This window comes from Streptomyces canus (assembly GCF_001514145.1).
In the GTDB taxonomy this organism is placed as follows: Bacteria; Actinomycetota; Actinomycetes; order Streptomycetales; family Streptomycetaceae; genus Streptomyces; species Streptomyces canus.
In genome coordinates, this window is sequence record NZ_KQ948660.1 from 36,986 (window position 1) to 63,828 (window position 26,843).

The following is a 26,843-nucleotide window of genomic DNA, read 5'->3' on the forward strand; positions in this document are numbered from 1 at the left end:
GTGGGGAGGACGGAAACGTTGACAACGCAATACAGCGTGCAGGAAGTCGCGCCGGGGACCGAGGCGGAGTCCGGGCACGGCAGCCGCAGGGCGCCACGCAAGCACCGGATGCTCAGATGGTCCGCGACGACGCTCGCGGTGCTGATACTCGCGGTGGCCGGGACCGGCTACCTCTACTACCGGCACCTGAACTCCAACATCGAGCAGGACGACCTGAACCTGGGCGACAACAAGGTCGCCGAGCCCACGCCGAACGCGGCGGGCCAGACCCCGCTGAACATCCTGGTCATCGGTTCCGACGCGCGGGACAACGAGGAGAACCAGAAGCTGGGCGGCGCCAAGGAGACGTTCGGCTCCACTCCGCTCGCGGACGTGCAGATGCTGCTGCACCTGTCCGCCGACCGCAGCAACCTCTCGGTCGTCAGCATGCCGCGCGACACCCTCGTGAAGATCCCCAAGTGCACGGATCCGGACGACGGCAAGGTGTACGCGGCGAGCGACGGCCGGGCGATGACCAACCAGAGCCTCGGCCACGGCGGCCCGGGCTGCACGGTGGCCACCTGGCAGGAGCTCACCGGTATCCACATCGACCACTTCATGATGGTCGACTTCTCGGGCGTGGTGTCCATGGCCGATGCCATCGGCGGCGTCCCGGTCTGCGTGGACGCCAACATCCACTCGCGGGACAGCCAGGGGCACGGCTCCGGCCTGAAGCTGGAGAAGGGCACCACCTCCATCAAGGGCGAGCAGGCCCTGCAGTGGCTGCGCACCCGTTACGGCTTCGAGGACGGCAGTGACCTGGCCCGCGCCAAGGCCCAGCACATGTACATGAACTCGATGGTCCGCGAGCTGCGCGCCAACGCCACCCTGAGCAGCCCGAACAAGCTGCGCAAGCTGGCCGAGCAGGCCACGAGCGCGATCACGGTCGACTCCGGGCTCGGCACCGTGAAGAAGCTCTACGACCTCAGCAACGAGCTGCGGAAGGTGGAGCCGGAGCGCATCACCATGACCACGATGCCCAACCGGTACGTGGGCGCCCGGGTGGAGCCCACCGAGGACGCCGAGAAGCTCTTCCGGCTGGTGCGCGAGGACATCGCGCTGGACGGCAAGGACGCGAAGAAGGCGACCGCCGAGAAGGCCGGGGCGGCCTCCGACGATCCGGCAGCCGCGAAGGACGAGATCGGGGTCGTGGTCCAGAACGGCACCCGCACCAACGCCCTGGCCGCGGCGAGCGGCCGCGCGAGCACCGTGGCCGGACTGCTGGTGGAGAAGGGCTACGACAAGGCGGTCTCCGACCGGACGGGGTCCCTGAGCGAGGCGACGACGCTGGTGCGCTACCCGAGCGCCGAACTGGAGGGCGACGCCCAGGCGGTCGCCAAGTCCCTGGGGATTCCCATGAGTTCGGTGAAGAAGTCGACGGACGTCTCCGGGGTCACCCTCGTCGTCGGCGCCGACTGGCGCGAGGGCACGACGTACAAGGCACCCCAGCAGGACGACACGACCCCGAAGACCGCGGAGGCCCTCAACGGCGCGGACGACACGGCCTGTATGCACGTGAACCCGGGCTTCACCTGGTGAGCGAGGGTGCCCCCGGGCGGGGCACCCTCCTTCACACCTTGTTCAGCACCGCGGGCCGCCGCGAGGCGATGACCCGCCTGGCCAGCGAGCGCGGGCTGGTCAGGAAGCCGTAGCCCCAGCACATGTGCATGGTGGCGAGCGCCACAGGTATCTGGAGCCGTGCCTTCAGCGGGAGCCCCTTGCCCGCGGGCAGCGAGCCGAGGACGATCGCCGCGAGGTAGCCGCCGGGGACGACGAAGCCGAGCGGGGTCAGCGCGGCGCCGACCACGACTCCGGCCACGATCGCGCACACCGCGGTCGGCGGGGCGAGGTAGCGCAGGTTGATGGAGCCCTCGTGGTAGCGGGCCACGACGTGCCGCCAGCGGCCGTAGTCCTTGTACTGCTTGGCGAGGGCCTTCACGCTCGGCCTCGGGCGGTACGACACCCTGAGCTCCGGCGAGAACCAGATCAGCCCGCCCGCCTCACGGATCCGGAAGTTGAGCTCCCAGTCCTGGGCGCGGATGAACTCCTCGTTGTAGCCGCCCTGTTGCTCCAGCGCCTCGCGCCGGAAGACACCGAGGTAGACGGTCTGGGCCGCCTGTGCCTCGCCACCGGTGTGGAAGGCCGCGTTGCCCACCCCGATCTTCGAGGTCATCGCGGCGGCGACCGCGCGCTCCCAGTCGTTCTCGCCCTCGGCGTGCATGATGCCGCCGACGTTCTGCGCGCCGGTCTCCTCCAGGAGCCGTACGGCGGTCGCGATGTAGTTCGGCGAGAGCATGCCGTGCCCGTCGACGCGGACGACGATCGGGTGGCGGGATGCCTTGATCGCGGCGTTGAGGGCGGCGGGGGTGCGGCCGGTGGGGTTCGGGACGGTGTGGACGCGGGAGTCCTCCGCTACGAGCTGAGCCGCGATCTCGTCCGTGCGGTCCGTGGACGGACCGAGGGCGATCACGACCTCCATCTCGCCGGCGTACTCCTGCGCGAGGATCGCTTGGACGGCTCCGCGCAGATGCCGCTCCTCGTCGAGGACGGGCATGATCACAGATACGGCGGGGAGCTGCACGTCGGGCTTGGCGTTCATAGGGGGCTCACGTTACCGCGAACGGGGGACACCGCCGCGCCCCGCCCGGGGCGGTGCCGGTCGTCGCAGATCGTATGGGCCTACGGTGCTCATGATCCCTCGTTCGGCTGCCCTCGCGGAGGTGTCCCCCCATGCCCAGCACGCCGCCCCGCCCCTCCGCCGCCCGCCCTCGCCCCCCGCAGCGCCGGCCCTCCCGGCCGCCCGTGCGACGCAAGCGGCCCCGCTGGGGCATGCGGGCGGCGACCACGCTGTCCGTCGTCGTGCTCGCCTCCGCCGGGATCGGGCACGCGGTCGTCACCAGCCTCGACGCGGACATCGCGCGCGTGGACCCCTTCAAGGACATGAAGAACCGGCCGCGCGCCGGAGACGGCATGAACGTGCTGCTGGTCGGCACCGACGGCCGCGACAAGATCACCGAGGCCGAGCGGCTGAAGTACCGGCTGGGCGGCGAGCCCTGCCACTGCACCGACACGATCATGATCGTGCACATCTCGGAGGACCGGGAGCGGGCGAGCGTGGTGAGCCTGCCGCGCGACTCGTACGCGATGACGCCCGAGCACGTCGACGTGACCACGGGGGAACGCCACCACGGGCACCCCCTCAAGATCAACGCGGCTTACGCGGAAGGCGGGCCCCAGCTGACGGTCCGGACCGTCGAGAACATGACCCACGTGAAGATCGACCACTATCTGGAGGTCGACTTCACCAGCTTCATGAGGACGGTCGACGTGCTCGGCGGCGTCGAGATCTGCAACGCCGACCCGCTCAAGGACACGTACACCGGCCTCGACCTGGCGGCCGGCCGGCATCGGCTGATGGGCGGGCAGGCCCTGCAGTACGTCCGCTCCCGGCACGCCGACGGCTCCTCCGACCTCGGCCGGATGAAGCGGCAGCAGCGCTTCCTCGCGGCGCTGATCGACCGGGCGACCTCGTCCGGCATCCTCCTGAACCCGATGAGGTTCCGCGACGTGACCCGGGCCGTCCTCGGCTCCGTACGCGCCGACAAGGGCTTCGGCACGGACGAACTGCTCGGTCTGGGCCGGGCGATGCGCAACTTCTCCCCCTCCTCCTCGGAGTTCACGACCGTGCCGATCGGGCAGATGGGATACGTCGTCAAGGGCGTGGGGTCGACCTTGAAGTGGGACCCGGTGAAGTCGTCGCGGCTCTTCAAGTCCCTGCGCGACGACCAGCCGCTGGCCGCGGACAAGCCGAAGAACAAGGCGCTGCTGGTCCCGGTGGCCCCGCAGCAGATCCGCGTCCAGGTCGAGAACGGCACGGCGGCGGGCGGGCTCGGCAAGCGCGTGGACGCGGCGCTGGCGGCGACGGGGTTCCGTACGACGGGGTTCCCGGTGAACGCCGCCGACCGGACGCTGAAGCGCACGGTCGTCGCCTACGACCCCCGCTGGGACCGCTCCGCCCGCTCCCTGGCGGCGGCCCTGCCCGGCAGCGAGCTGCGGGCGGTGAAGGGCCAGGGGGCGGTGCTGAAGGTGATCGCGGGCGCGGACTTCGAGCGGGTGCGCAAGGTACGGGCCGAGGACGAGCTCCAGGGGGAGTTCGGGGTGGTCACGGGGGACGAGGTGGGGTGCGTGTAGGCGGAGCGCTGCCCGTGAGCTTCCTCACGGGGGCGGGCTCAGTCCTCGAAGCCCTCCGCCGCCCGCTTCTCCCGCAGTTCCATGATCGCCCGGCGTCGCGCGAGGCGGTGGGTGCGGCGGATCTGGGCCTCCTGGTAGCGGCGCTCGTCCCGTTCCGTCTCCGGGAGCACCGGAGGGACCCGGCGTGGCTTGCCGTCGGCGTCGACCGCGGCGAAGACGAGGTAGGCGGAGCCGACCTGGGTGGCGGGCGTGGACTCGTTCCAGCGCTCCGCGAGGACCCGCACACCGACCTCCATCGAGGTGCGGCCGGTCCAGTTGACCTGGGCCTTCACATGGACGAGGTCACCCACCCTGACCGGCTCCAGGAACGCCATCTCGTCCATGGAGGCGGTGACGGCGGGCCCACCGCTGTGCCGCCCGGCCACCGCGCCCGCCGCGTCGTCCACCAGCTTCATGATCACGCCGCCGTGCACGGTACCGAGAAGGTTGGTGTCGGCCTGGGTCATGATGTGGCTCAGCGTGGTGCGGGACGCCGAGGTGAGCTTGCCCGGGATCTCCGGAGTACCCGGTTGCGCGAGGGTGGCCTGGTCTGTCATGGCCTCCACCTTATGCCGTGATGACAATCGCGGAATTTGTGTCAGCTTGGCAACAGCGCTGCTCTGATTTTCCGACGACCCTTGTATAGGGCACAGCCGGTACCGGCACACTGGGCCCCATGAACGATTGGCCCGAGGGATGGTCCGGCGACGACCGCGACCGGTACGGACGCGGCAGCGCGAGCGCACAGCCCGAGAGCGCCCGCGTGATGCGGCAGGTCCGCCGCGATCAGGGGGCGCCCGGGCAGGGCGCGTACGGCCGTCAGGGCCCGTCCGCGCCGCCGTACGGCAACGGCGTGCCCCAGCAGCCGTCGTACGTCGACGGCCAGGGCCACGGCGGTGGCTATGACAGCGGCTACAACACCGGCCAGGTCTACGGCGCCCCCGGCGGGGGCGGTGGCTACGGCGGCCCCGGCGAGCCGGGCGGCGGCGGCCGTGGTCCGCGGCCCGCGCCGAACTGGCGCAAGCGGATCAAGTGGACCGCGATCGTCGTGATCACCGGGCTGATCGTGACGACCGTCGCCACCTACTTCTGGGCCGACTCCAAGCTCAACCGCGAGGTCGACCTGTCCAAGGTCATCGACCGGCCGGAGCAGGGCGACGGCACCAACTACCTGATCGTCGGCTCCGACAGCCGCGCCGGGCTCTCCTCGGAGCAGAAGAAGCAGCTGCACACCGGCTCCGCCGCGGGCAAGCGCACCGACTCGATGATGATCCTGCACACCGGCAGCAACGGCGACACGCTGATCTCGCTGCCGCGTGACTCGGACGTGGAGATCCCGACCTTCGTGGGCTCCGAGTCCGGCAAGACCTACAAGGGCACGGGCCGGCACGTGAAGCTGAACGCCGCCTACGCCGAGGACGGCCCCGAACTGCTGGTGCGCACGGTCGAGTTCAACACCGGCCTGAAGATCGACCACTACGTCGAGATCGGCTTCGCCGGCTTCGCGAACATCGTGGACGCGGTCGGCGGGGTCGAGATCGACATCCCGAAGGGCGGCATGAAGGACACCAAGTCCGGTGCCGACTTCACGGCCGGCAAGCAGACCCTGAACGGCGACCAGGCCCTCGCCTTCGTCCGCACCCGGTACGCCCTCGCGGGCTCCGACCTGGACCGCACGAAGAACCAGCAGAAGTTCCTGAACGCGCTCGCCAACCAGGTCGCCACCCCGAGCACCATCCTGAACCCGTTCAAGCTCTACCCGACGATGGGCGCGGGCCTGGACTCGCTGATCGTCGACAAGGACATGGGCCTGTACGACCTGGCCAAGATGTTCTGGGCGATGAAGGGCGTCAACGGCGGTGACGGCACGTCCATGAACATGCCGATCTCCGGCTCCACGGGCGGCAACCTGCTGTGGGACAAGGCCAAGGTGAAGACCCTGGTCGACGAGCTGAAGAACGACGAGAAGGTCACGGTCTCGGGCAACTGAGGGCCAGGGTCCTCAAGCCCGCCGTCCCGAGCCGAGCAGCGCGATGTGCGGAAGGGCCAACTGCCCTTCCGCCACCGTGTGTTCGGCGCTCAGACGCTCGTACTCCCGCCGGATCCGTACGACGGTCCCCGGGTCCTGCGAGGTGACGATCAGTCCGATCGTGGCGACCCCGCCTGCGGCGGCGCTCCACCACTCCTCGACTCCGGCCCGGTGCTCCCACGTGAGTTCGGCCGCCTCCGCCTCGATGAATCCGGCCCCTGCGAGCAGTTCGGTGAGGCCGTCCGCCGTACGGGTCCAGTCCTGCACCGGATCCAGCCGCGGGAGGTAGGCCGGCGGTACGGCCCCGCCCGCCTCACAGGCCCGGCCCAGCAGGTCCTGTCCCGCGCCGCGCCGTGCGCTCCACGTCGTGAGGGCGATCCGGCCGCCGGGGCGCAGAAGACGGTGGAGTTCGGCGAGGGCGGCGCGGGGGCGGCCGACGTGGTTGACGACGAAGTTGCCGACGACGGCATCGAACTCGCCGTCACCATAAGGAAGTTCGGGCAGTACACCGGTACGCGCGTCGAGCCCGCGGGCACGCGCCGCCGCCACCATCCCGGCGTCGGCGTCCACGGCCCTCACCCGGGCACCGCGCTCGCGCGCCGCCGCGGCCACCGTACCGGTGCCGGTCCCGACGTCGAGGACCCGTGTCCCCTCGCCGACTCCGGCCGCGTCGAGCAGGGCCCCGACCGGGTGGGCGCACAGCCGCGCGAAACTCCCGGCGTAGGCCTCGGTCCGCCCTTGCCACATGTCGCGCTCGGCGGCGTCGAAGGCTTCGGTGGCGTCCGTCGCCGGGGGCAGCGGCGGCGGCTGGAAGAGCCGGTCCGCGGGCCGTCCCCGCTCATCCGTGTAGGGCGGCGTCGTGTTCTCGGGCGAGGTCATGCCCAGCAGTCTGCACCCCCGGTGATCAAGGACACCCCGGCGGGTGCCCTTGATCAGTCAGCCGGCAGGCGTCACATCGCCATCCCCGACATCGCTCGACAGGTCTGCACGCAGCGACGACACGCCTCCGCGCAGCGCATCATCTGGGCATCGTCCGGCATGGACATACACGCCTCGGCGCACATCTCGCACGCCTTGGCGCACATCGCGCACATCTCCGCCGACAGGGGCGAGCGGCGCATCATCATGTCCGCGCACATGCGGGTCATCTCGGCGCAGTCGATGAGCGCGCGCATGATCTGCATCTGCGCCTGGCCGCCCATCTGCATGCAGGAGCTCATCGTCTCCTCGCAGACACTGTGGCACTCCATGCACGCCGCCACGCAGTCCTGCATCTCCTTGCTCATCGTGGACATGCTCTCGGCCTGGGTCATGGCTCCTCCTGGGGGATGCGGGAACCCGGGGCGGGCCCCGTGCTCTTCCGTCCTACGCCCCTGTCTCGCGCGGCGCCATCGGGCGGACACGAACAATCCACCCCGAAATGCCCCAGCCGCGGTACGACAAAAGCCCCCGGAACGCATCCGGGGGCTCGGTCGTCGCCGGTCGGACCGGCTACGGCAGGTTGCGCGCCATGACGATGCGCTGCACCTGATTCGTGCCTTCATATATCTGCGTGATCTTCGCGTCGCGCATCATGCGCTCCACCGGGTAGTCCCGGGTGTAGCCGTACCCGCCCAGCAGCTGGACCGCGTCCGTGGTGACCTCCATCGCCACGTCCGAGGCGAAGCACTTGGCGGCGGCGCCCTGGAAGGTGAGGTCCGCTTCTCGACCTCCGGCGGCGACGCGTTCCGACTTCGCCGCCGCCTGGTACGTCAGGGCGCGGGCGGCCTCGATCTTCATGGCCATGTCGGCGAGCATGAACTGGATGCCCTGGAAGTCGGCGATGGCCTTGCCGAACTGCTTGCGCTCCTGGACGTAGCCCTTGGCGTAGTCGAGGGCGCCCTGAGCGACGCCGAGGGCCTGGGCGGCGATGGTGATGCGGGTGTGGTCCAGGGTCTTCATCGCGGTGGCGAAGCCGGTGCCCTCGTCGCCGATCATGCGGTCGGCGGGGATGCGGACGTTGTCGAGGTAGACCTCGCGGGTCGGGGAGCCCTTGATGCCGAGCTTCTTCTCCGGAGCGCCGAAGGAGACCCCCTCGTCGGACTTCTCGACGACGAACGCCGAGATGCCCTTGGAGCGCTTGGTCGGGTCCGTGACCGCCATGACCGTGTAGTACTCGGACTCGCCCGCGTTGGTGATCCAGCGCTTCACGCCGTTGAGGATCCAGTGGTCGCCGTCGCGGACGGCCTTGGTCTTCATGCCGGCCGCGTCGGAGCCGGCGTCCGGCTCGGAGAGGGCGTACGAGAACATCGCGTCGCCCTTGGCGAGCGGGCCGAGGTACTTCTTCTTCAGGTCCTCGGAGCCGGAGAGGATCACCGGGAGCGAGCCCAGCTTGTTCACGGCGGGGATGAGGGAGGAGGACACGCAGGCGCGCGCGACCTCCTCGATCACGATCACCGTGGCCAGCGCGTCGGCGCCCGCGCCGCCGTACTCCTCGGGGACGTGCACGGCGTGCAGGTCGCCCGCGACCAGCGCGTTCAGCGCCTCGCGCGGGAAGCGGGCCTCTTCGTCGACGGCGGCGGCGTAGGGCGCGATCTTCGCCTCCGCCAGCGAGCGGATGGCGTCCCGGAGCATGTCGTGCTCCTCGGACGGGCGGTACAGGTCGAAGTCAGCCGATCCGGCCAAGGTCTCTCACGCTCCAAGGACGCTGCAATGCCTGTGCTAATTACCGTTAAGTAACTCAAATTTTAGGGCCCGGCCCACGGGAGTGATACGTGAGCTTGGCGACAGCGGGAAAAATGCCCGTCAGACCCTCCGACTATGCTCGGGCGCGCACTGGCCCGTCCCCCTTTTCTGGAGTCTCCATGGCCCTCAAGATCACCGTGATCGGCACCGGCTACCTCGGCGCCACCCACGCCGCGGCCATGGCCGAGCTCGGTTTCGAGGTGCTGGGGCTCGATGTGGTGCCCGAGAAGATCGAGAAGCTGGAGCGGGGCGAGGCCCCGATGTACGAGCCCGGCCTCGACGAACTGCTGCGCAAGCATGTCGCCGGGATCGAGGGTTCCACCGGGCGCCTCCGCTTCACCATGGACTGGGCCGAGGTCGCCGCCTTCGGTGACGTCCACTTCGTCTGCGTGACGACCCCGCAGAAGCACGGCGAGTACGCCTGCGACATGTCGTACGTCGACTCCGCGATCGCCTCCCTGGCCCCGCACCTGACCCGCCCGGCCCTCGTCGTCGGCAAGTCGACGGTGCCCGTCGGCTCCGCCGACCGGCTGGCCCGCTACCTGGCCGACCACTCCCCCGTCGGCGCGGACGCCGAGCTGGCCTGGAACCCCGAGTTCCTGCGTGAGGGCTTCGCGGTGGACGACACGCTGCACCCGGACCGGATCGTCGTCGGTGTGCGCAGCGAGCGCGCGGAGAAGCTGCTGCGCGAGGTGTACGCGACCCCGCTCGGCGAGGGCACGCCGTTCGTGGTGACCGACTTCCCGACCGCCGAGCTGGTGAAGACGTCCGCGAACTCCTTCCTGGCGACCAAGATCTCGTTCATCAACGCGATGGCGGAGGTGTGCGAGGCCGCGGACGGCGATGTGGCGAAGCTGGCGGAGGCCATCGGCTACGACGACCGGATCGGGAAGAAGTTCCTGCGGGCCGGGATCGGCTTCGGCGGCGGCTGTCTGCCGAAGGACATCCGGGCCTTCATGGCCCGTGCGGGTGAGCTCGGCGCCGACCAGGCGCTGACCTTCCTGCGCGAGATCGACTCGATCAACATGCGCCAGCGGGGCCAGATGGTGGAACTGGCCCGGCAGATACTGGGCGGCGGCCCGTTCCTGGGCAAGCGGGTCGCGGTGCTCGGCGCCACCTTCAAGCCCGACTCGGACGATGTCCGGGACTCGCCCGCGCTGAACGTCGCCGGGCAGATCCACCTCCAGGGCGGCCAGGTCACGGTCTACGACCCGAAGGGCATGGACAACGCCCGCCGCCTCTTCCCGACCCTCGGCTACGCCGACACCGCCGTGGACGCGGTCCGGGGCGCCGACGTCGTACTCCACCTGACCGAGTGGCGGGAGTTCCGCGAACTGGACCCTGCGGCCCTCGGCGAGGTGGCGGCTGCAAAGGTCGTCCTGGACGGCCGCAACGCGCTGGACCCGGTGCTGTGGCGGAAGGCCGGGTGGACCTACCGGGCGATGGGGCGGCCGACCGCCTGACCCCGGAGACAGCTCGTACAGGGCCCCGGCGCGTTCCAGCGCCGGGGCTCTGTCGTGCGCCGACCTGGCATATGCCCGCCCTCCCCGGAATCCTCAACACGAGTTCGATTTGCATTCGAGCACAGTGCGGAATCGACCGTTCTCACAGACCACACCCCCGTTATGGAGAGGTAGGCAACCATCGGTTAACCGGTGCGTAGTGATGCGGAATCCGCGCTCCACTCCACTGTTCGTCATCGGCCGCGTTCTTCGGTCGGATTGACCTGAGCATGTCAGGAGTGAGTCATGCCCTTGTTCCGCAGGGCGACGGGTGTCCCGCGTGACCACCGCGACGAACTGGTCGCCGGGGCACTCGTCGGCACCGTGGTGATCGTGCTGGGCTACGCGTCGGGCATCGGCGCCCCCGCCTCCGGCGCGGCCGAGGCCGCTCCCCCGGTCACCCCGCCCGCGGCCGCGGCACCGGCGACGACCTCCCCGGGGGCCGGTCAAGCCCCGGTGGGCTCCGGGGAGTTGCCGTCGTACGGCGGAGCCGGCGGGGGCCTCGGATACGGCGGCGGATACGGCACCGGCGGCGGGGGCGTGGTGACCGGTCCCGTCCCCATCGGCTCCGGTGGCGGCCAGGGCGGCGGACACGCCGGCCACGGGACCACGCCGGTCCCGGGCACCGGTTCCCCCACGCCCGCGCCCACCACCCCCACGCCCTCCCCCTCGGGCACGGACAGCTGCACGGACGGCGAGGTCAAGCTCGTACAGCCGCTGCTCGTCGGGGTCACCGACTCCGTCCTCGGCCTCCTGGACGGCCCGGCGGCGACCCCCTCGCCCTCGCCGACCGCCTCCCCCTGCGTCGGACTCGCCCCCGCTGCCGGCCTCCTCGGTGGCATCCTCACCCCCGCCTCCGCCCCCGCCTCCGCCTCCCCGCAGCCGGAGGCGACCCCGTGAGGACCCTGCGCCGGACCCTGCTCCTCCTCGCCGCCCTGCTCTGCGCCCTGTTCGGCGCGGTCCAGCCCGCCTTTGCCCACACCGGGTTGGTGAGCTCCTCCCCCAAGGACGGGGCCGACCTGGCGAAGGCCCCAGACCGGCTCACCCTCACCTTCGACGAGGCCGTCGACCTGGCCGACGTACGGGTGCTGACGGTGGACGGCGACCGGCTGCCGGTGTCGCGTACCGCGAAGAAGAGTGTCGTGCGAGTCGCTCTCAACAGCCCGGCGGACGGGAGGTTCGCCGTCGTCTGGTCCGTCGTGGACGAGGAGGACGGGCACGCCTCCTCCGGCCGGATCGCCTTCACCGCCGGCACTGCCGCCACCAAGACCGACGGCGACGAGGCCCCGGCTGCCGCTCCCGCACCGTCCCCCTCGGTGCGCAAGGGCCTCGTCGCCGTCCGCTGGGCCGGATACCTCGCGCTGGCCCTGTTCGTCGGCGGGCTCGCGTTCGTCGCGCTGCTGTGGCCTGGCGGCACCCACGAACCGCGGGCCCGGGCGCTGCTGGGGCTGGCCTGGACGGGCGGGCTGCCGGCGACCGTGGCGGCCATCGGGCTCCAGGGGGCCTACACCTCCTTCGGCGGGCTGCGGGACGCGCTGCGCCCGGCGACCTACGCGGACATCCTGGCCACCGAACCCGGCATCGTGCTCGCCGCACGGGGACTGATGTGGGTGCTCGCGGCCGTGGTGCTCAGCGCCCTGCTCCAGGGCGGCGCTGCCACCTCCCGCTCGCCGGGCTGGCGGGTGGGCGCCCTCGCCGTGACCTTCGGGCTGCTGCGCACGACCGGGATGACGGGCCACAACTCCGAGGGCAGCGAGCCCACTTGGGGTGCCGTCGCCGACTTCGTGCACCTGCTCGGGGCCGCGCTGTGGATCGGCGGGCTCGCCATGCTCGCGCTGGCCGTACTGCCGCGCCGCCAAGCCGGGGAGCTGGCGCGGGTCGTGCCGGGCTACTCGAAGCTCGCGGCCGTGAGCGTCACGGGCATCGTCGGCGCCGGGCTGGTGCTCGCCTGGCAGGTGGTGGGGTCGTACGGCGCGCTGCTGCACACCTCGTACGGGCATCTGCTGCTCGTCAAGACAGCCGTCCTCGGGGGCGTCCTGGTGGCCGCGTACGCGAGCCGTCAGTGGGTGCGCACCCGTCTCGATCTCGCCGTGCTGCTGCGCGGCGACGCCGCCACCGTGCGGCCCTTCGGTTACTCGGTCGCGGTCGAGACGGGGCTGGTCCTCGTCGTCCTCGCCGTGACGAGTCTGCTGGTCACGGCCGATCCTGGCCGCTGAACTCCATGGGAAACAACTCCCTGGGAAACAATAGGAGTTGAAGTGAATAGAAGCGATGAGACCGGCGAACGGCGGCTCGAGCCGCCGACGGCCAAGGCCGGTAGGTCCGGGGGCCGGTCCCTGCTGTTCGTGGGGCTCGGTGCGGCACTCGCGGCCGTGCTCAGCCTCGGACTGCTGAACGCGGCCTCGGGTTCCACCAGTTCCTCGCAGCAGACTGCGGGCGCGGCTCAGGCGCCCGCTGCCGCCGCTGCCGAGGTCCAGCCCGCCGCGGCCGCCAAGGCGGACTACCAGGTCGACATCATGAGCTACAAGTTCGGCGACGGTAAGCAGCTCGTCGTCGAGGCCGGCCAGACCGTCCAGTGGACCAACCACGACAGCGCACCGCACACGGTGACCACGACCAAGGCCCCGGTGGCCTTCGACTCGGGGACGCTGAAGCAGGGCCAGTCGTGGTCGTACACCTTCACCAAGGTGGGGACGTACGAGTACTACTGCGCGGTGCACCCGGACATGGTGTCGTCCGTGAAGGTCGTCGCCGCGTCCGGTGGCGGCGGTGGCGGTACGACGCCTGCGCCCACCCCGACCGCGACGCCGACCGGCACGCCCACGGCCACTCCGACGGCCACCCCCACCTCGACGCCGCCCGCCGGTACGCCCACCGCGGCCCCGACGGCCACGCCGACCTCCGGTGGCGGCTCCGGCTCCGGGGAGCAGTGCGCCAGCATCAACAACGAGCTGCTGCCGATCCTCCAGCACCTCTACGCGGCGCACCTGTCGGAGTCGCCGGGTCAGCAGGTACAGGACGCGCTGGCGCTCGACTCGTACCTCAAGATGCACACGGTGTGGATCGAGTCCATCCTCAAGCCGGCCGTCAGTGACGGTGGTTCGGTGGCCGACGACACCCTCACCGTGCTGCTCCAGCACATCTACTCGGCACACCTGGAGGAATCGCTCGGACAGCAGGTCACCGACCTGCTCGACGTCGACGGCTACGTGAAGATGCACACCGTCTGGGCCGGGCACATGCTCCAGCCCACCACGGACTTCCTCACCGCCAGCTGCTGACGCGTCCCGCGCAAGGGTGGACGCCGCTCCGGCCGGGGCTCAGCCGGCCGGAGCGGCGTCCACGACCCATTCTCCACACCCCCGCCACATTTCGGGAACCGCTTTCCAAGGAGTTCGGGATGACAACCGTCACCCTGCCCACCGTTCCTCCGCCCCAGCGCTACACCGTGGCCCCCGGCCGCTCGCTCGCCGAACTCACGGCCTGGTACGGACCGTTGCCGCTGCGGCGACGGCGGGTACCGCTCGCCGAGGCGTCCATGGAGATGTCCCCGGACGCCGCACAGCCCGCCTTTCGCTTCTCGTTCGACCACCGTGAACTGCGGGCCGTCCTCACCTCCGAGCGGGTCGACACCGTGCCCGGCGACCGGCTCCAGCTCACCGGCGACCTCGACCTGAACGGCGTCGCCTTTCCCGTCCTGCTGCGGCTACGGGTGGTCGAGCGGGCCGAGGACCGGCTGCTCGTGGTGGGCGCGGCCAAGCTGCCGTACCGGCTGCTGCGCCGGGCCACCGGGTTCCGGCTGCCGTGGCGGCTTCCGGCCACGCGCCTCAGGCTGCTCGTCGCGGCGGAGTTCGCATGAGGGGGGTACTGCGGGCCGCGGCGGTGCTCACGCTGCTCGTCGTGGGGATGCTGCCGTACGGTCACGAGGCGTCGGCGGCGACATTCCAGGTGGCGATGAAGGGGTACGCGTTCTCGCCGGCGTCTTTGAGTGTGCCCGCCGGGTCCACGGTGACGTGGACCAACTACGACACGGCACCGCACGACGTGAAGACCACCTCCGGCCCGCTCGCGATCCACTCCCCCATGCTGAACAAGGGCGAGAGCTGGAGCTTCACGTTCACCACGGCCGGTGCCTACGGCTACGTCTGCACGGTCCACCCGGACATGACGGCGGGCATCACGGTCCGGGCGGCGGCTCCGGCGCCGACCCCGGCGGCACCGACGCGGCACGAGCACACGCAGCCTTCGACGAGTCAGCAGCAGCACTCGACGATGCCGGGCATGACGACCGGCCGCAGCCCCGCGGCGACCCGTGCCGGCTCGTCTCCCTCACCCACGGCGTCCCAGGCCGCCGTACCGCAGACGGCGCCGTCGCCGCAGGTCTCGCAGGCGGCGCAGCCGGCCGCGACCCAGGCGGCCGCGTCCACGGCCCGGCCGCTGGATCCGTTGCTGGTCCTGGCCGGTCTGGTCGCGGGGGTCGCGGTGCTGTGCCTGCTTCTGGTGGGGTCGCGGGCCGCGGCTTCGGCTCCGCGGGGAGGAGACGAGGGCGTGTAGGTCGGGTGCGGCACCGTCGTGGCCGCACCCGCACCCCTAGGACGCCGCCTTCCCCCGATACCTCCGCATCTTCGCCCGCGCGCCGCACACCTGCATGGAGCACCAGCGCCCCCGGCCCGCCGGGCTGCGGTCGTAGTACGCCCAGTGGCAGTCCGCCGCCTCGCAGGCCTTCAGCCGCATCCAGGTGCCGTCGATCAGGGAGTCCGCGACGGCGGCGGCGACACGGGAGAGGAGCGGGCGGGGGTCGGCGGGGGCGAGGGCGGCCGAGCCGTCCGACGCGGTCACCGTCAGGACCAGGGGCGCCGCCGCCAGCAATTCCCCCAGCGGTGTCACCGCGCGATGGGGCGGATGCCCCGCGTGGGCCAGCAGGGTGACCCGCAACGACTCCCGCAGCTCACACGCCTCCGCGACCTGGCCCTCGGCGATCCCGAAGCGCGCCCGGCCCTCCGCCGTGTCCAGCGCATCGGCACCCGACTCCAGATCCACCGTGTTGACCAGGGCCTGGACCAGGTCCAGCCCCCCGGGCGCGGGCGATCGTTCACTCATGGCTGCACGCTACCTAGCTAATGAATCCCCTTGCGAGGTTACCCCCAATACGGGAGCATGCAGTAACGGTTACTGGTTACCCAACTCTACGGGTAACACCGCTTCAAGGAGGAAGCCATGGCCATCGCCGAACTCGGAGTCGTCGTAATGGACTGTCCGGACCCCCGCGCGCTCGCCGGTTTCTACGCCGGCGTCCTCGGCGGCAGCGTCGAGGGCGAGGGGGACTGGGTGGACCTCAGGACCCCCGGCGGAGCGTCGCTGGCCTTCCAGGCCGCCCCCGGTTTCGTACCGCCGAAGTGGCCCGCCCCCGACGCCTCGCAGCAGTTCCATCTGGACCTGACCGTCGAGGACCTGGACGCGGCCGAGAAGGAGGTGCTGGCGCTCGGGGCGAAGCCGTTGGACGCCGAGGACCGCTCCCGCACCTTCCGCGTGTACGCGGACCCGGCGGGGCACCCGTTCTGTCTCTGCGCCTGCTGAACCGCCGGTCGAACCAGGAGGATCCCCAGTGACTGTCGCACGCTTCCGTTCCGTCGTGATCGACTGCCCCGACCCCCGCGCGCTCGCCCGGTTCTACGCCGGGATCGTGGGCGGCACCCCGGAGGACGACGACCCCGAGTGGGTGGTCCTGCGCGTCCCCGGCGGCCCCCGGCTGGCCTTCCAGAGCGCACCGGGGCTCACCCCGCCGGAGTGGCCGCGGGCGGACCGCAACTCCCAGCAGTTCCACCTCGACTTCGACGGTGGGACCACCTGGGAGGAGATCGACGCGGCCGAGGCCCGGGTGCTGGAGCTGGGTGGACGGCCGCTGCACGCGGAGGACAAGGAGGACTTCCGGGTGTACGCCGACCCTGCGGGACACCCCTTCTGCCTCTGCCGCATCGACCCGGTGTAGCGCCGTCGGCGAGGCCGCCTCCGCCGGAGCGGCCCGGTGTGGCGCCGCCCGCTATCCGTCGAGCTCGGCGATCTTCGCCGTCGACGGCTCGCGCCGTAGCTGCGCCGCGCGCGCGGTGAAGTCGGACTCGCGCAGTACCCGCTGGACGTTCCCCCAGGTCAGCAGCGCGAGGTCGGCCTCCTCCCAGCCACGGCGCAGCAACTCGGCGATGAGATGGGGGTAGCAGGCGGCGTCGTCCAGTTCCTGGGGGTGGGCGATGCCGGCGTCGTAGGTGCCGGACAGGCCCACGCTCTCGGCGCCCGCGACCGCCCGCAGATGGTCGAGGTGGTCGGCAACGTCCCGGACCGTCGGGCCGGTCTGCTCGGCGGTCAGCGGCACCATGCACAGGCCCCGGGCGGCGCCCAGCTCGGCGAGCAGGTCGTCGGGAAGGTTGGCCGGGTGGGGGCGCAGGGCGCGGGCGGCCGAACGGGTGAAGAGCACGGGCGCCTTGGCCACCGCCAGGGTCCGCCGGACGGTGGCCTCGGAGGCGCCGGAGAGATCGGCGAGGACTCCGAGCCGGTTCATCTCGCGCAGCACCTCCTCGCCGAACCGGGTGAGCCCCGCCTCGCTAGCCCAGGACACCCCGGACAGGGTGAGGACGCGCAGGCCGAGGGTGTGCAGGGAGCGCAGGATGCCGAGCGAGTCGCCGAGGGCGGCGGCTCCGGCGGGGCCGAGCAGGACGGCGACGCGGCCGCAGTTGCGGGCGTCGGTGGTCTGTCCGGCGGTGCAGGCCAGACGCAGGCCCTCCGGATGATTCCGTACGACCGTCTTCACCAGGTCCAGCTGTTCCAGGGTGGCGCCGACGGCACGGTCCCCGTCGAGCCCCTCGGGCAGGTGCAGCGACCACATCAGGGCGCCGACGTGGCCCTCCCGGAGCCGGGGCACATCCGTGTCCACGGCGCTCTCGCCGACCTCCAGGTCGAACCAGGGCAGGTGTCTCAGGGCCCACGGCAGTCCGCTGTAGCCGTCGGCGACGGGGTGCGCGGCCAGGATCGCGCGAGCACGGTCCGAAGGCTCGCTGTCCGGGTCGGAGACGGGCGTGTACAGCTCCGGCACGGCCTCGAAGAGCCGGGGCAGCTCACCCACCTCGGCCGTGGGGGGCAGTTCGTCCTGGAGGTCTGCCATGACGGGCTCCGTACGTCGTGATCTTCCTCATCGCCGTACGGCCACCGTCGCACGGAGCGCGGGGGGCTTCCTGGTGGGCGGGGCGTTCGGGGGTACGGCGGCGTCAGGTGTCGCGTGCCGCCTCGATGACGTCGTCGAGGGTGTCCCGGGACCGCTTCAGATCGGCGATCATCCGGTCGATACGGGCGCGTTCCTCGGTGAGGTCGGCGACCAGGCGCGGGGTGGCGGTCGCGGACGGCCCGCCGTCCTGGTCGCGCATGCACGGCAGCAGCTGCCGGATCCTGTCGCTGTGCAGCCCGGCGGCGTACAGCTCCTGGATGCGCACGACCCGGTCCACGGCCGCCTCCGGGTAGTCGCGGTGTCCGCCGGGCGTACGGTCGGCCGCCAGCAGCCCCTGGGTCTCGTAGTAGCGCAGCGACCGCTCGCTCACGTTCGTCCGCCCCGCCAGTTCACCGATCCGCACGGACAGCCACCCCCAGGGCTTGAATCTGACATCAGTGTCAGGTTCTAGCGTGCGGTCATGACGAAGACACCGGACTTCCTGGCACCGTCCCGGCTCGGCCGGCTCGAACTTCCCCATCGCCTGGTGATGGCTCCGCTCACCCGCAACCGCGCGGAGGCCGACGGCACCCCGACCGACCTCATGGTCACCTACTACGCCCAGCGCGCCTCCGCCGGCCTGATCATCGGCGAGGCCGCCACACCGAACGCGGTCGGGCAGACGTATCCGAACATCACCGCGCTCCACACCGACCGGCACACGGCCGGCTGGCGGCGGGTGACCGAGGCCGTGCGGGCGCGCGGCGGGCGGATGTTCCTCCAGCTCCAGCACGGCGGCCGGGTCTCCCACCCGGCGACCACGGGCCTGACGCCCGTCGCGCCCTCCGCCGTGCCGCTTCCGGAGACGATCTTCACTCCGGGCGGACACCGGGCGGCCGTCGTGCCCCGGGAGATGACCGCGGCCGACATCCGGTCCACCGTCGCCGACTTCGCCGCCGCCGCCCGCCGGGCCGTCGAAGCGGGCTTCGAGGGCGTCGAGGTGCACTCGGCCAACGGGCATCTGCTGCACCAGTTCCTCGCCGGGAACACCAATCGCAGGACGGACGGCTACGGCGGGCCGGTGGAGCGGCGGGTGCGGTTCACGACGGAGGTCACCGAGGCGGTGGCCGACGCGATCGGCGCGGACCGGGTGGGCGTACGCATCTCTCCCGGGAGCACGGTCAACGGTGTCGAGGAGGACGACACCGAGGACCTCTACCCGGCTCTGCTGGCCCGGCTGAAGGGCCTGGACCTGGCCTACCTGCACCTCGTGCACGCCGACCCCGGCACATGGTGGTACCGCGGGATCCGCGCCGACTGGCCCGGCGTCCTGATCGGCAACCCGGTGCTGTCCGGCCTCACCACCCAGGCCGTCACCCGGGCGGCCCACGACATGCTGGCCGCCGGGGCCGACCTGGTCGCCCTCGGCCGGCCGTTCCTCGCCAACCCGGATCTGGTGGACCGGCTGCGGCGGGGCGCGCCCCTCAATCCGGTCCGGGACCGGTACCTGATGTACGTGGGCGGGGCGGACGGCTACACCGACTACCCCGCCCTGGAGACCGAGGGCGGTCAGCCGTCCAGCGACTCGATGGTCGCGTTGGACGGCGCACGGGTCGCCTGAAGGCCCCGGGCCACGTCCTCCGCCGCGCCCAGCACCCGTACCGCGTTCTGCCAGGTCAGCTTGGCGAGGTCGGGCTTCGACCAGCCGCGGTCCAGGAGTTCGGCGATGAGGTTGGGGTAGCCGGAGACGTCGCTGAGGCCGTCGGGGGTGAAGGCCGTGCCGTCGTAGTCGCCGCCGATGCCGAGGTGGTCCACGCCGGCGACCTCGCGCATGTGGTCCAGGTGGTCGGCCACCGTCGAGACCGTGGCGACCGGGCGCGGGGTGCGCTCCTCGAAGGCGCGGTGCACCTTCATCGCCTCCGGGGTGGTCGCGAGGTGATGGAAGCCGTGCTCGCGCATGTTCTCGTCGGCCGCGGCCGTCCAGTCGACGGCGGCCTGGAGGACGAACTTCGGGACGAAGGTCACCATCGCCATGCCCCCGTTGGACGGCAGACGTTCCAGCACGTCGTCCGGGACGTTGCGCGGGTGGTCGCACACCGCCCGCGAGGAGGAGTGCGAGAAGATCACCGGTGCCTCGCTCGTGTCCAGCGCGTCCCGCATGGTCGTCGCCGCCACGTGCGAGAGGTCCACCAGCATGCCCTCGCGGTTCATCTCCCGGACGACCTCCCGGCCGAAGGCCGACAGCCCTCCGACGCCGGGTTCGTCCGTCGCCGAGTCCGCCCAGTCCACGTTGTCGTTGTGGGTGAGGGTCATGTAGCGCACTCCGAGCGCGTACAACGCGCGGAGCGTGGCGAGGGAGTTGGCGATGGAGTGGCCGCCCTCGGCGCCCATGAGGGAGGCGATACGGCCCTGGGAGCGCGCCGCCTCCATGTCGGCGGCCGTCAGCGCGGGCGCCAGCGTCTGCGGGTACCGCGCCAGCAACTGCCGTACGCAGTCGATCTGTTCCAGCGTCGCCGGCACCGCGTCGGGCAGGTCCGAGCGGACGTACACCGACCAGTATTGCGCCCCGACCCCGCCCGCCCTGAGCCGCGCCAGGTCGGTGTGCAGGTGAGCCGACTGGTCCGTGGCGATGTCCCGCGCGTCGAGGTCGTAGCGGACCTGTTCACGCAGCGCCCACGGCAGGTCGTTGTGGCCGTCGACGACCGGGAACTCGCGCAGGAGTTCCCGGGCCGTCTCCAGCGGTCCCACGGCCGTCACTTGCCGAAACCGAAACCGCTGGAACCCTCGACCTTGGACCGCAGGCGCTTGCCCTTCTCGGTGGCCTGGTCGTTGAGCTCCTGCTGGAACTCCCGCATCCGGCCGAGGAGTTCCTCGTCGTGGGCGGCGAGGATCCGGGCCGCGAGCAGACCGGCGTTGCGGGCGCCGCCGACGGAGACGGTCGCGACCGGGACGCCGGCCGGCATCTGCACGATGGAGAGCAGCGAGTCCATGCCGTCGAGGTACTTCAGCGGGACCGGGACGCCGATGACCGGGAGGGGGGTGACGGAGGCGAGCATGCCCGGCAGGTGGGCGGCTCCGCCGGCCCCCGCGATGATCACCTTCAGACCCCGCTCGGCCGCCTGCTCGCCGTACGCGATCATCTCGCGCGGCATGCGGTGCGCGGAGACGACGTCCACCTCGTACGCGATCTCGAACTCGTCGAGCGCCTGGGCGGCGGCCTCCATGACGGGCCAGTCGGAGTCCGACCCCATGACGATGCCAACAACGGGGCTCATTCGGTGATCGTGCCTCTCAGGTAGCCGGCAGCGTGACGTGCGCGTTCGAGAACGTCGTCCAGGTCGTCGCCGTAGGTGTTGACGTGGCCGACCTTGCGGCCGGGCTTCACGTCCTTGCCGTACATGTGGATCTTCAGCTTGGGGTCGCGGGCCATGCAGTGCAGGTACGCGGAGTACATGTCGGGGAAGTCGCCGCCGAGGACGTTGACCATCACGGTCCACCTGGCGCGGGGGCGCGGGTCGCCGAGCGGGAGGTCGAGGACGGCCCGGACGTGGTTGGCGAACTGGGAGGTGATCGCGCCGTCCTGCGTCCAGTGGCCCGAGTTGTGCGGGCGCATCGCGAGCTCGTTGACGAGGATGCGGCCGTCGCGGGTCTGGAAGAGCTCGACGGCGAGGTGGCCGACGACGTCCAGTTCCTTGGCGATGGACAGGGCCATCTGCTCGGCCTTGAGGGCCAGGGTCTCGTCGAGGTCGGGCGCGGGGGCGATCACGGTGTCGCAGACGCCGTTCACCTGCTGGGACTCGACGACCGGGTAGGCGACGGCCTGGCCGTGCGGCGACCGTACGACGTTGGCGGCGAGCTCGCGGACGTAGTCGACCTTCTCCTCGGCGAGGACGGGGACGCCGGCCCGGAAGGGGTCCGCGGCCTCCTCGACGGAGTCGACGACCCACACGCCCTTGCCGTCGTAGCCGCCGCGGACGGTCTTGAGGACGACGGGGAAGCCGTCGCCCTCCGCCGCGAAGGCCGCCACGTCCTGGGGATCGCTGACGATGCGGTGCCGTGGGCACGGGACGCCGATCGCGTCGAGCCGCGCGCGCATCACGCCCTTGTCCTGGGCGTGCACGAGCGCGTCGGGGCCGGGGCGCACGGGGATGCCGTCCGCCTCCAGGGCTCTGAGGTGCTCGGTGGGTACGTGTTCGTGATCGAAGGTGATCACGTCGCACCCGCGCGCGAAGTCGCGCAGCGTGTCCAGGTCGCGATAGTCGCCGATGACGACGTCGCTCACCACCTGCGCCGCGGAATCCTGAGGGGTGTCACTGAGGAGCTTGAACCTGATGCCGAGCGGGATGCCTGCCTCGTGTGTCATACGAGCGAGCTGGCCTCCGCCGACCATGCCGACTACGGGGAACGTCACGACCCCAGGGTATCGGTCACGCCACGGCGGCCGGATTCAGCGCCTCTTACCGGTCCTCTTACCAGCTTGTTTCCCTGTCTGTGAGTTCGTCCACAGGCAATGGGCCAGAGGGGTGGTTAGCATGGCTGAGTTGACGAAACCAATCGACTGGGGGCCTGTACGACCATGGGACATGGTTCCTCAGGGCTGCGAAGGATCGTTCGCGAGGTCGCCAAATTCGGTGCGGTCGGCGGCGCCGGTCTGCTCGTCAACCTCGTCGTGTTCAACCTCGTACGGCATCTCACCGAGCTTCCGGTGGTCCGTGCGAGCGTCATCGCCACGGTGGTGGCGATCGTCTTCAACTACATAGGGTTCCGGTACTTCACGTACCGCGACCGCGACAAGAGCGGCCGTACGAAGGAACTGACGCTGTTCCTGCTGTTCAGCGTGGTCGGCCTGGTCATCGAGAACGGCATCCTGTACGCCGCGACCTACGGCTTCGGCTGGGACAGCTCCCTGCAGAGCAACATCTTCAAGTTCGTCGGCATCGGCATCGCCACCCTCTTCCGCTTCTGGTCCTACCGCAGCTGGGTCTTCAAGACCCTCCCCGCCCGCGAGGCGGTGGCGAGCGCGGAGTCCTTCCTGGAGGAGGCGGACCAGACGGCGGTCAGGAAGCCGTCCCCGCCCAGGCAGCGAGTCCTCTGACCCGGCCCAGCCCGCGCAGCTCCCCGCACCAACGGCTCGCCGTCGACCTCCGCCGGCCTCCGCCCCGAGCAGCGGATCCTCCGACCCGGTCGGCCTCCGTCCCGAGCTCCGGGTGCTCTGACACAGACCCCTGACCCACCGCCCCCGGCTCAGCCCGCGCAGCTCACCGCACCATCGGCTCGTCGTCGTCCAGCACCGCCGACTTCAGCGGGGTGCGGGAGAGGAACAGGCCGAAGACCGGGGGCTGGGCCTGGAGCATTTCCAGGCGGCCGCCGTCGGCCTCCGCCAGGTCCCGGGCGACCGCGAGGCCGATGCCCGTGGAGTTGCGGCCGCTGATGGTGCGCTCGAAGATCCGCGCGCCGAGGTCGGCGGGGACGCCGGGGCCCTCGTCGGTGACCTCGATGACGGCCTGGTTGCCGGTGACGCGGGTGCGCAGCGCCACCGTCCCGCCGCCGTGCATGAGGGAGTTCTCGATCAGCGCGGCCAGGACCTGGGCCACGGCGCCGGGCGTGCCGACGGCGGTGAGGTGCCGTTTGCCCGAGCTGACGATCGCCCGGCCCGCACTGCGGTACGCGGGCCGCCACTCCGCGAGCTGCTGCTGGATGACCTCGTCGAGGTCGAACGTGACGGCGTTGCCGGCCCGGGGGTCGCGGGAGTTGGTCAGCAGCCGCTCGACCACGTCCGTCAGCCGCTCCACCTGGGTCAGCGCGACGTTCGCCTCCTCCTTCACCGTGTCCGGGTCGTCGGTGAGGGTGATCTCCTCGAGGCGCATCGAGAGCGCGGTCAGCGGCGTACGGAGCTGGTGGGAGGCGTCGGCGGCCAGGCGCCGCTCCGCCGTCAGCATGCGCGCGATGCGCTCGGCGGAGGAGTCCAGCACATCGGCGACCCGGTCCAGCTCGGGGACGCCGTACCGCTTGTGCCGGGGCCGTGGGTCGCCCGAGCCGAGCCGTTCCGCGGTCTCGGCGAGGTCGGTCAGCGGTGAGGCCAGCTTGTTGGCCTGGCGGATCGCGAGCAGCACCGCGGCGATCACCGCGAGCAGCGCCACGAGGCCGATGATCAGCAGCGTCCGGCCGACCTCCCGGGTCACCGAGGAGCGCGGCTCCTGCACGGTGACCGTCTCGCCCTCCTCGCCCTTCTCCGTGGAGCTGATGACCTGGCCGACCGGCCTGGAACCGACCTCGATCGGCGGCTTTCCGGGGATCCGGATCACGGCGTACCGTTCCTGCGCGACTTGGTCGCGCAGGATCTCCGCGGTCACGTCCTCCGCGGCGAACAGCCGGCTGTCCACGATCCCGGACAGCCGGATCGCCTCGGAGTCGACCCGCTCCTGGGCGCTGTTGCTGATGGTGCGGGTCTCGACGATGACGAGGGAGACGCCGAAGACGGCGATCACCACGAGCACTACGGCGAGCGTGGACTGGATCAGTCGACGGCGCATGTCCTCTTACCTAGCCGATACCCGGGGATTCAGCTCTTCTCGAAGCGGAAGCCCACTCCTCGTACCGTCGCGATGTACCGAGGGTTGGCCGCGTCGTCGCCGAGCTTCTTGCGGAGCCACGAGATGTGCATGTCGAGCGTCTTGGTCGACGACCACCACGTGGTGTCCCAGACCTCACGCATCAGCTGGTCCCGGGTCACCACCCGGCCCGCGTCCCGCACCAGCACCCGCAGCAGGTCGAACTCCTTCGCGGTGAGCTGGAGTTCCTCGTCGCCCATCCACGCCCGGTGCGACTCGACGTCGATGCGCACCCCGTGGGTGGCCGGCGGCTGGGCCGGCTCGGACGCCCCGCGTCGCAGCAGGGCCCGGACCCGGGCGAGCAGCTCGGCGAGCCGGAAGGGCTTGGTCACGTAGTCGTCGGCGCCCGCGTCGAGACCGACGACGGTGTCCACCTCGTCGGCACGTGCGGTCAGGATGAGGATCGGTACGGCGTGGCCTTCGGCGCGCAGTCGGCGGGCCACCTCGAGGCCGTCCATGCCGGGCAGACCCAGGTCGAGGACGACCAGGTCGATGCCGCCCTGCATTCCGGCGTCGAGTGCGGTGGGGCCGTCCTCACGCACCTCGACCTCGTACCCTTCCCGGCGCAGGGCGCGGGCCAGCGGCTCCGAAATGGACGCATCGTCCTCGGCGAGCAGTACACGGGTCATGAGCTGATGGTAGACCGCTCTTGAAAGATGCTGTGGTGTGATCGCAACCCAGTGGTTCTTACCTTTTATGGATGTGGTGTGAACCTGTGAGTGTGGGGTGCCAATCCCGTGAGGACCTTAGAAACAGGGTGTACGGTTCCTCGACCACCTGTGATTCACGTCTCAAGTCCTTTCATTTCCGACCGTATCCTGCCGTATGGTGAATCAATGCCTGTCGCATCGTGGGGGCCTTTGGCGCATATCTGTCGCTGAAGGTCTCTTTTGTGTGCGGTAATCCCCACCAGCAAGGAACGACCATGGCGTCCAGCCTGACGAAGGACTCGGTGACTCCGGGCACCCCCGGTTCCGACAAAACCTTCTTCGGCCACCCCCGCGGACTGGCCACACTCTTCATGACCGAGATGTGGGAGAGGTTCTCCTACTACGGCATGAAGGCCCTGCTCACCGTCTACCTGCTCTCCGGCGGCCCCGACGCCGGCAAGGGCAGCATGGGCGGCGGCCTCGCGATGGACCTGGCGACCACCACCGTGATCGTCTCCGTCTACTCGGCGATGGTCTATCTGCTCGCCATGCCCGGCGGCTGGCTCGGCGACCGCGTCTGGGGCCCGCGCAAGACCGTGGCCATCGCGGCCGTCACGATCATGTGCGGCCACCTGGTGCTGGCGCTGCCCGGCGGCCAGGCCCCGTTCTTCGCCGGTCTCGCGCTCGTCGCGGCCGGTTCCGGTCTGCTCAAGGCCAACATCTCCACGATGGTGGGCCACCTGTACGACGGCCCGGACGACCCGCGCCGCGACGGCGGCTTCACGATCTTCTACATGGGCATCAACGCGGGCGCCTTCTTCGCCCCGCTGGCCATCGGCACCGTCGGCCAGGAGGTCAGCTGGCACCTCGGCTTCGGCATGGCCGCGGTCGGCATGGCGATCGGTCTGGCCGCGTTCCTGCTCGGCACCCGCAACCTGAGCCCGCAGAGCAACCTCGTGCCCAAGCCCCTGGCGGCCGAGGAGCGCGCGGCCTGGCTGCGCAAGGGCCTGTTCTGGGTGATCGCCGCGACCGTCTTCTACGGCGTCGTCGGCTTCACCGGCCACTTCACGCTGAACTGGGCGATGATCCCGCTCACCGTCATCGGTCTGGTCGTCCCGGCGGGTGTGCTGCTGCGCATCAAGCGGGACAAGGAACTGACGACCGCCGAGCAGTCGAAGATGTCCGGCTACATCTGGTTCTTCGTCGCGGCCGCCGTGTTCTGGATGATCTACGACCAGGGCGCGTCCACGGTCCAGGCGTTCGGCTCGAACGACCAGAAGACGGCCGGCTCACTGCTCGGCTTCGACTTCCCGACCTCCTGGTACCAGTCGCTGAACCCGCTGTTCATCATGGCGCTGGCCCCGGTCTTCGCCTGGCTGTGGGTGTGGCTGAACCGCAAGGGCAAGGAGCCCGGCACCATCGTGAAGTTCGCGATGGGCCTGGTCCTGGTCGGTGTCTCGTTCTTCTTCTTCCTGGTCCCGATCGCCATGGCGGCGAACGGCACCGCGGTCAGCCCGATGTGGCTCGTGGGCATCTACTTCATCCAGACCGTGGGTGAGCTGTGCCTCTCGCCGGTCGGCCTGTCGGTGACGACGAAGATGGCTCCCGCGAAGTACGCCTCGCAGATGATGGGTGTCTGGTTCCTCGCGGTCACCGCGGGCGACTCGATCACCGGCCTGCTGTCCAACCCGGCGATCGCCGGGGTCGACCTCAGCGGGACGCCCGCGGTGTTCGGGGAGGCGGCGCTCGCGGTTCTCGCCGGGTTCGCCGTGTGGATGTACCGGCGGAAGGTGAAGTCGCTTATGGGGGACGTTCGTTAGGGCCGGTCTGAAGCGACGGGGCCGTTGGAATCCGGGTGGGTTCTGA

27 protein-coding genes are annotated in these 26,843 nt (G+C 70.8%); 14 read left to right on the forward strand and 13 right to left on the reverse strand.

The window, feature by feature from the left end; translation table 11 throughout:
* Nucleotides 1–36: 36 nt before the first annotated feature.
* Nucleotides 37–1,578: an LCP family protein gene (locus AQJ46_RS16920; RefSeq protein WP_059206389.1), complete on the forward strand. Its 1,542-nt coding sequence runs from the start codon at nucleotides 37–39 to the stop codon at nucleotides 1,576–1,578.
* Nucleotides 1,579–1,609: 31 nt separating this feature from the next.
* Here the strand turns inward: AQJ46_RS16920 and AQJ46_RS16925 are convergent, their stop codons facing one another.
* Nucleotides 1,610–2,638, reverse strand: coding sequence for a glycosyltransferase family 2 protein (locus tag AQJ46_RS16925; RefSeq protein WP_059206390.1), 1,029 nt, complete (start codon nucleotides 2,636–2,638; stop codon nucleotides 1,610–1,612).
* Between the two features lie 131 nt (nucleotides 2,639–2,769).
* On the opposite strand from AQJ46_RS16925, the gene AQJ46_RS16930 reads away from it, so the two are divergent.
* Nucleotides 2,770–4,230: an LCP family protein gene (locus AQJ46_RS16930; RefSeq protein WP_079072311.1), complete on the forward strand. Its 1,461-nt coding sequence runs from the start codon at nucleotides 2,770–2,772 to the stop codon at nucleotides 4,228–4,230.
* Between the two features lie 38 nt (nucleotides 4,231–4,268).
* Here the strand turns inward: AQJ46_RS16930 and AQJ46_RS16935 are convergent, their stop codons facing one another.
* On the reverse strand, nucleotides 4,269–4,826 hold the full coding sequence (locus AQJ46_RS16935) for an acyl-CoA thioesterase (RefSeq protein ID WP_059206392.1): 558 nt from the start codon (nucleotides 4,824–4,826) through the stop codon (nucleotides 4,269–4,271).
* A 119-nt stretch (nucleotides 4,827–4,945) separates the two neighbouring features.
* Between AQJ46_RS16935 and AQJ46_RS16940 the strand changes: the two genes are divergently transcribed.
* The gene (locus AQJ46_RS16940; protein WP_059206393.1) at nucleotides 4,946–6,259 is read left to right on the forward strand and encodes an LCP family protein; all 1,314 of its coding nucleotides are present in this window, start codon (nucleotides 4,946–4,948) and stop codon (nucleotides 6,257–6,259) included.
* 12 nt (nucleotides 6,260–6,271) lie between these two features.
* Here AQJ46_RS16940 and AQJ46_RS16945 read toward each other — a convergent pair whose 3' ends face one another.
* The 3 genes from AQJ46_RS16945 to AQJ46_RS16955 form a co-directional block, all read right to left on the reverse strand.
* On the reverse strand, nucleotides 6,272–7,045 hold the full coding sequence (locus AQJ46_RS16945) for a class I SAM-dependent methyltransferase (protein ID WP_059206841.1): 774 nt from the start codon (nucleotides 7,043–7,045) through the stop codon (nucleotides 6,272–6,274).
* Nucleotides 7,046–7,248: 203 nt separating this feature from the next.
* Complete coding sequence (locus AQJ46_RS16950; protein ID WP_057611561.1) at nucleotides 7,249–7,611, reverse strand: four-helix bundle copper-binding protein; 363 nt, start codon at nucleotides 7,609–7,611, stop codon at nucleotides 7,249–7,251.
* Nucleotides 7,612–7,789: 178 nt separating this feature from the next.
* Entirely contained in the window at nucleotides 7,790–8,962 is a 1,173-nt protein-coding gene (locus AQJ46_RS16955; protein WP_059206394.1) for an acyl-CoA dehydrogenase family protein, read from the reverse strand.
* A gap of 179 nt (nucleotides 8,963–9,141) precedes the next feature.
* On the opposite strand from AQJ46_RS16955, the gene AQJ46_RS16960 reads away from it, so the two are divergent.
* From AQJ46_RS16960 to AQJ46_RS16985, 6 genes are all read left to right on the forward strand, one after another.
* Nucleotides 9,142–10,485, forward strand: a complete 1,344-nt coding sequence (locus AQJ46_RS16960) for a UDP-glucose dehydrogenase family protein (RefSeq protein ID WP_059206395.1) — start codon at nucleotides 9,142–9,144, stop codon at nucleotides 10,483–10,485.
* 285 nt (nucleotides 10,486–10,770) lie between these two features.
* Nucleotides 10,771–11,424, forward strand: a complete 654-nt coding sequence (locus AQJ46_RS16965) for a hypothetical protein (RefSeq protein ID WP_059206396.1) — start codon at nucleotides 10,771–10,773, stop codon at nucleotides 11,422–11,424.
* Entirely contained in the window at nucleotides 11,421–12,740 is a 1,320-nt protein-coding gene (locus AQJ46_RS16970; RefSeq protein WP_079072313.1) for a copper resistance CopC/CopD family protein, read from the forward strand. Before AQJ46_RS16965 ends, AQJ46_RS16970 begins: the two co-directional genes overlap by 4 nt.
* Before the next feature lie 42 nt (nucleotides 12,741–12,782).
* The gene (locus AQJ46_RS16975; protein ID WP_059206397.1) at nucleotides 12,783–13,805 is read left to right on the forward strand and encodes a cupredoxin domain-containing protein; all 1,023 of its coding nucleotides are present in this window, start codon (nucleotides 12,783–12,785) and stop codon (nucleotides 13,803–13,805) included.
* 119 nt (nucleotides 13,806–13,924) lie between these two features.
* The gene (locus AQJ46_RS16980; protein WP_057611566.1) at nucleotides 13,925–14,383 is read left to right on the forward strand and encodes a hypothetical protein; all 459 of its coding nucleotides are present in this window, start codon (nucleotides 13,925–13,927) and stop codon (nucleotides 14,381–14,383) included.
* A complete protein-coding gene (locus AQJ46_RS16985) occupies nucleotides 14,380–15,078 on the forward strand; it encodes a cupredoxin domain-containing protein (RefSeq protein WP_059206398.1) in 699 nt (232 codons plus the stop codon). The genes AQJ46_RS16980 and AQJ46_RS16985 overlap by 4 nt, the downstream gene beginning before the upstream one ends.
* Nucleotides 15,079–15,114: 36 nt before the next feature.
* On the opposite strand, the gene AQJ46_RS16990 is transcribed toward AQJ46_RS16985, so the two are convergent.
* Nucleotides 15,115–15,624 carry a CGNR zinc finger domain-containing protein gene (locus AQJ46_RS16990; protein ID WP_059206399.1) on the reverse strand — a complete coding sequence of 170 codons (510 nt, stop codon included), beginning with the start codon at nucleotides 15,622–15,624 and terminating at the stop codon, nucleotides 15,115–15,117.
* Nucleotides 15,625–15,741: 117 nt separating this feature from the next.
* Here AQJ46_RS16990 and AQJ46_RS16995 point away from each other — a divergent pair, with 117 nt between their 5' ends.
* Nucleotides 15,742–16,101, forward strand: coding sequence for a VOC family protein (locus AQJ46_RS16995; protein WP_059206400.1), 360 nt, complete (start codon nucleotides 15,742–15,744; stop codon nucleotides 16,099–16,101).
* Between the two features lie 28 nt (nucleotides 16,102–16,129).
* Nucleotides 16,130–16,513 (forward strand): VOC family protein, encoded by a 384-nt coding sequence (locus AQJ46_RS17000; protein ID WP_057611570.1) that lies wholly within the window; start codon nucleotides 16,130–16,132, stop codon nucleotides 16,511–16,513.
* Nucleotides 16,514–16,564: 51 nt separating this feature from the next.
* Here AQJ46_RS17000 and AQJ46_RS17005 read toward each other — a convergent pair whose 3' ends face one another.
* Both AQJ46_RS17005 and AQJ46_RS17010 read right to left on the reverse strand, forming a co-directional pair.
* A complete protein-coding gene (locus AQJ46_RS17005; RefSeq protein WP_059206401.1) occupies nucleotides 16,565–17,677 on the reverse strand; it encodes a dipeptidase in 1,113 nt (370 codons plus the stop codon).
* Nucleotides 17,678–17,780: 103 nt separating this feature from the next.
* The gene (locus tag AQJ46_RS17010) at nucleotides 17,781–18,140 is read right to left on the reverse strand and encodes a MerR family transcriptional regulator (protein ID WP_059206402.1); all 360 of its coding nucleotides are present in this window, start codon (nucleotides 18,138–18,140) and stop codon (nucleotides 17,781–17,783) included.
* A gap of 57 nt (nucleotides 18,141–18,197) precedes the next feature.
* Between AQJ46_RS17010 and AQJ46_RS17015 the strand changes: the two genes are divergently transcribed.
* On the forward strand, nucleotides 18,198–19,337 hold the full coding sequence (locus AQJ46_RS17015; protein WP_059206403.1) for an alkene reductase: 1,140 nt from the start codon (nucleotides 18,198–18,200) through the stop codon (nucleotides 19,335–19,337).
* Here the strand turns inward: AQJ46_RS17015 and AQJ46_RS17020 are convergent.
* Genes AQJ46_RS17020 through AQJ46_RS17030 form a run of 3 tightly spaced genes read right to left on the reverse strand, consistent with a single transcriptional unit; the run spans nucleotide 19,286 to nucleotide 22,127 of the window.
* Nucleotides 19,286–20,473 (reverse strand): dipeptidase, encoded by a 1,188-nt coding sequence (locus tag AQJ46_RS17020; RefSeq protein WP_059206404.1) that lies wholly within the window; start codon nucleotides 20,471–20,473, stop codon nucleotides 19,286–19,288. The genes AQJ46_RS17015 and AQJ46_RS17020 overlap by 52 nt on opposite strands.
* Entirely contained in the window at nucleotides 20,470–20,991 is a 522-nt protein-coding gene (gene purE / locus AQJ46_RS17025) for a 5-(carboxyamino)imidazole ribonucleotide mutase (protein ID WP_208612891.1), read from the reverse strand. Before purE ends, AQJ46_RS17020 begins: the two co-directional genes overlap by 4 nt.
* Nucleotides 20,988–22,127, reverse strand: coding sequence for a 5-(carboxyamino)imidazole ribonucleotide synthase (locus AQJ46_RS17030; protein ID WP_059206406.1), 1,140 nt, complete (start codon nucleotides 22,125–22,127; stop codon nucleotides 20,988–20,990). Before AQJ46_RS17030 ends, purE begins: the two co-directional genes overlap by 4 nt.
* Before the next feature lie 165 nt (nucleotides 22,128–22,292).
* On the opposite strand from AQJ46_RS17030, the gene AQJ46_RS17035 reads away from it, so the two are divergent.
* Nucleotides 22,293–22,811 (forward strand): GtrA family protein, encoded by a 519-nt coding sequence (locus AQJ46_RS17035; RefSeq protein WP_059206407.1) that lies wholly within the window; start codon nucleotides 22,293–22,295, stop codon nucleotides 22,809–22,811.
* Between the two features lie 163 nt (nucleotides 22,812–22,974).
* On the opposite strand, the gene AQJ46_RS17040 is transcribed toward AQJ46_RS17035, so the two are convergent.
* Both AQJ46_RS17040 and AQJ46_RS17045 read right to left on the reverse strand, forming a co-directional pair.
* Nucleotides 22,975–24,249, reverse strand: a complete 1,275-nt coding sequence (locus AQJ46_RS17040; RefSeq protein WP_059206408.1) for an ATP-binding protein — start codon at nucleotides 24,247–24,249, stop codon at nucleotides 22,975–22,977.
* 29 nt (nucleotides 24,250–24,278) lie between these two features.
* Entirely contained in the window at nucleotides 24,279–24,956 is a 678-nt protein-coding gene (locus AQJ46_RS17045) for a response regulator transcription factor (protein ID WP_057611579.1), read from the reverse strand.
* 296 nt (nucleotides 24,957–25,252) lie between these two features.
* Here AQJ46_RS17045 and AQJ46_RS17050 point away from each other — a divergent pair, with 296 nt between their 5' ends.
* Nucleotides 25,253–26,797 (forward strand): peptide MFS transporter, encoded by a 1,545-nt coding sequence (locus AQJ46_RS17050; protein WP_059206409.1) that lies wholly within the window; start codon nucleotides 25,253–25,255, stop codon nucleotides 26,795–26,797.
* The last annotated feature ends 46 nt before the right edge of the window (nucleotides 26,798–26,843 follow it).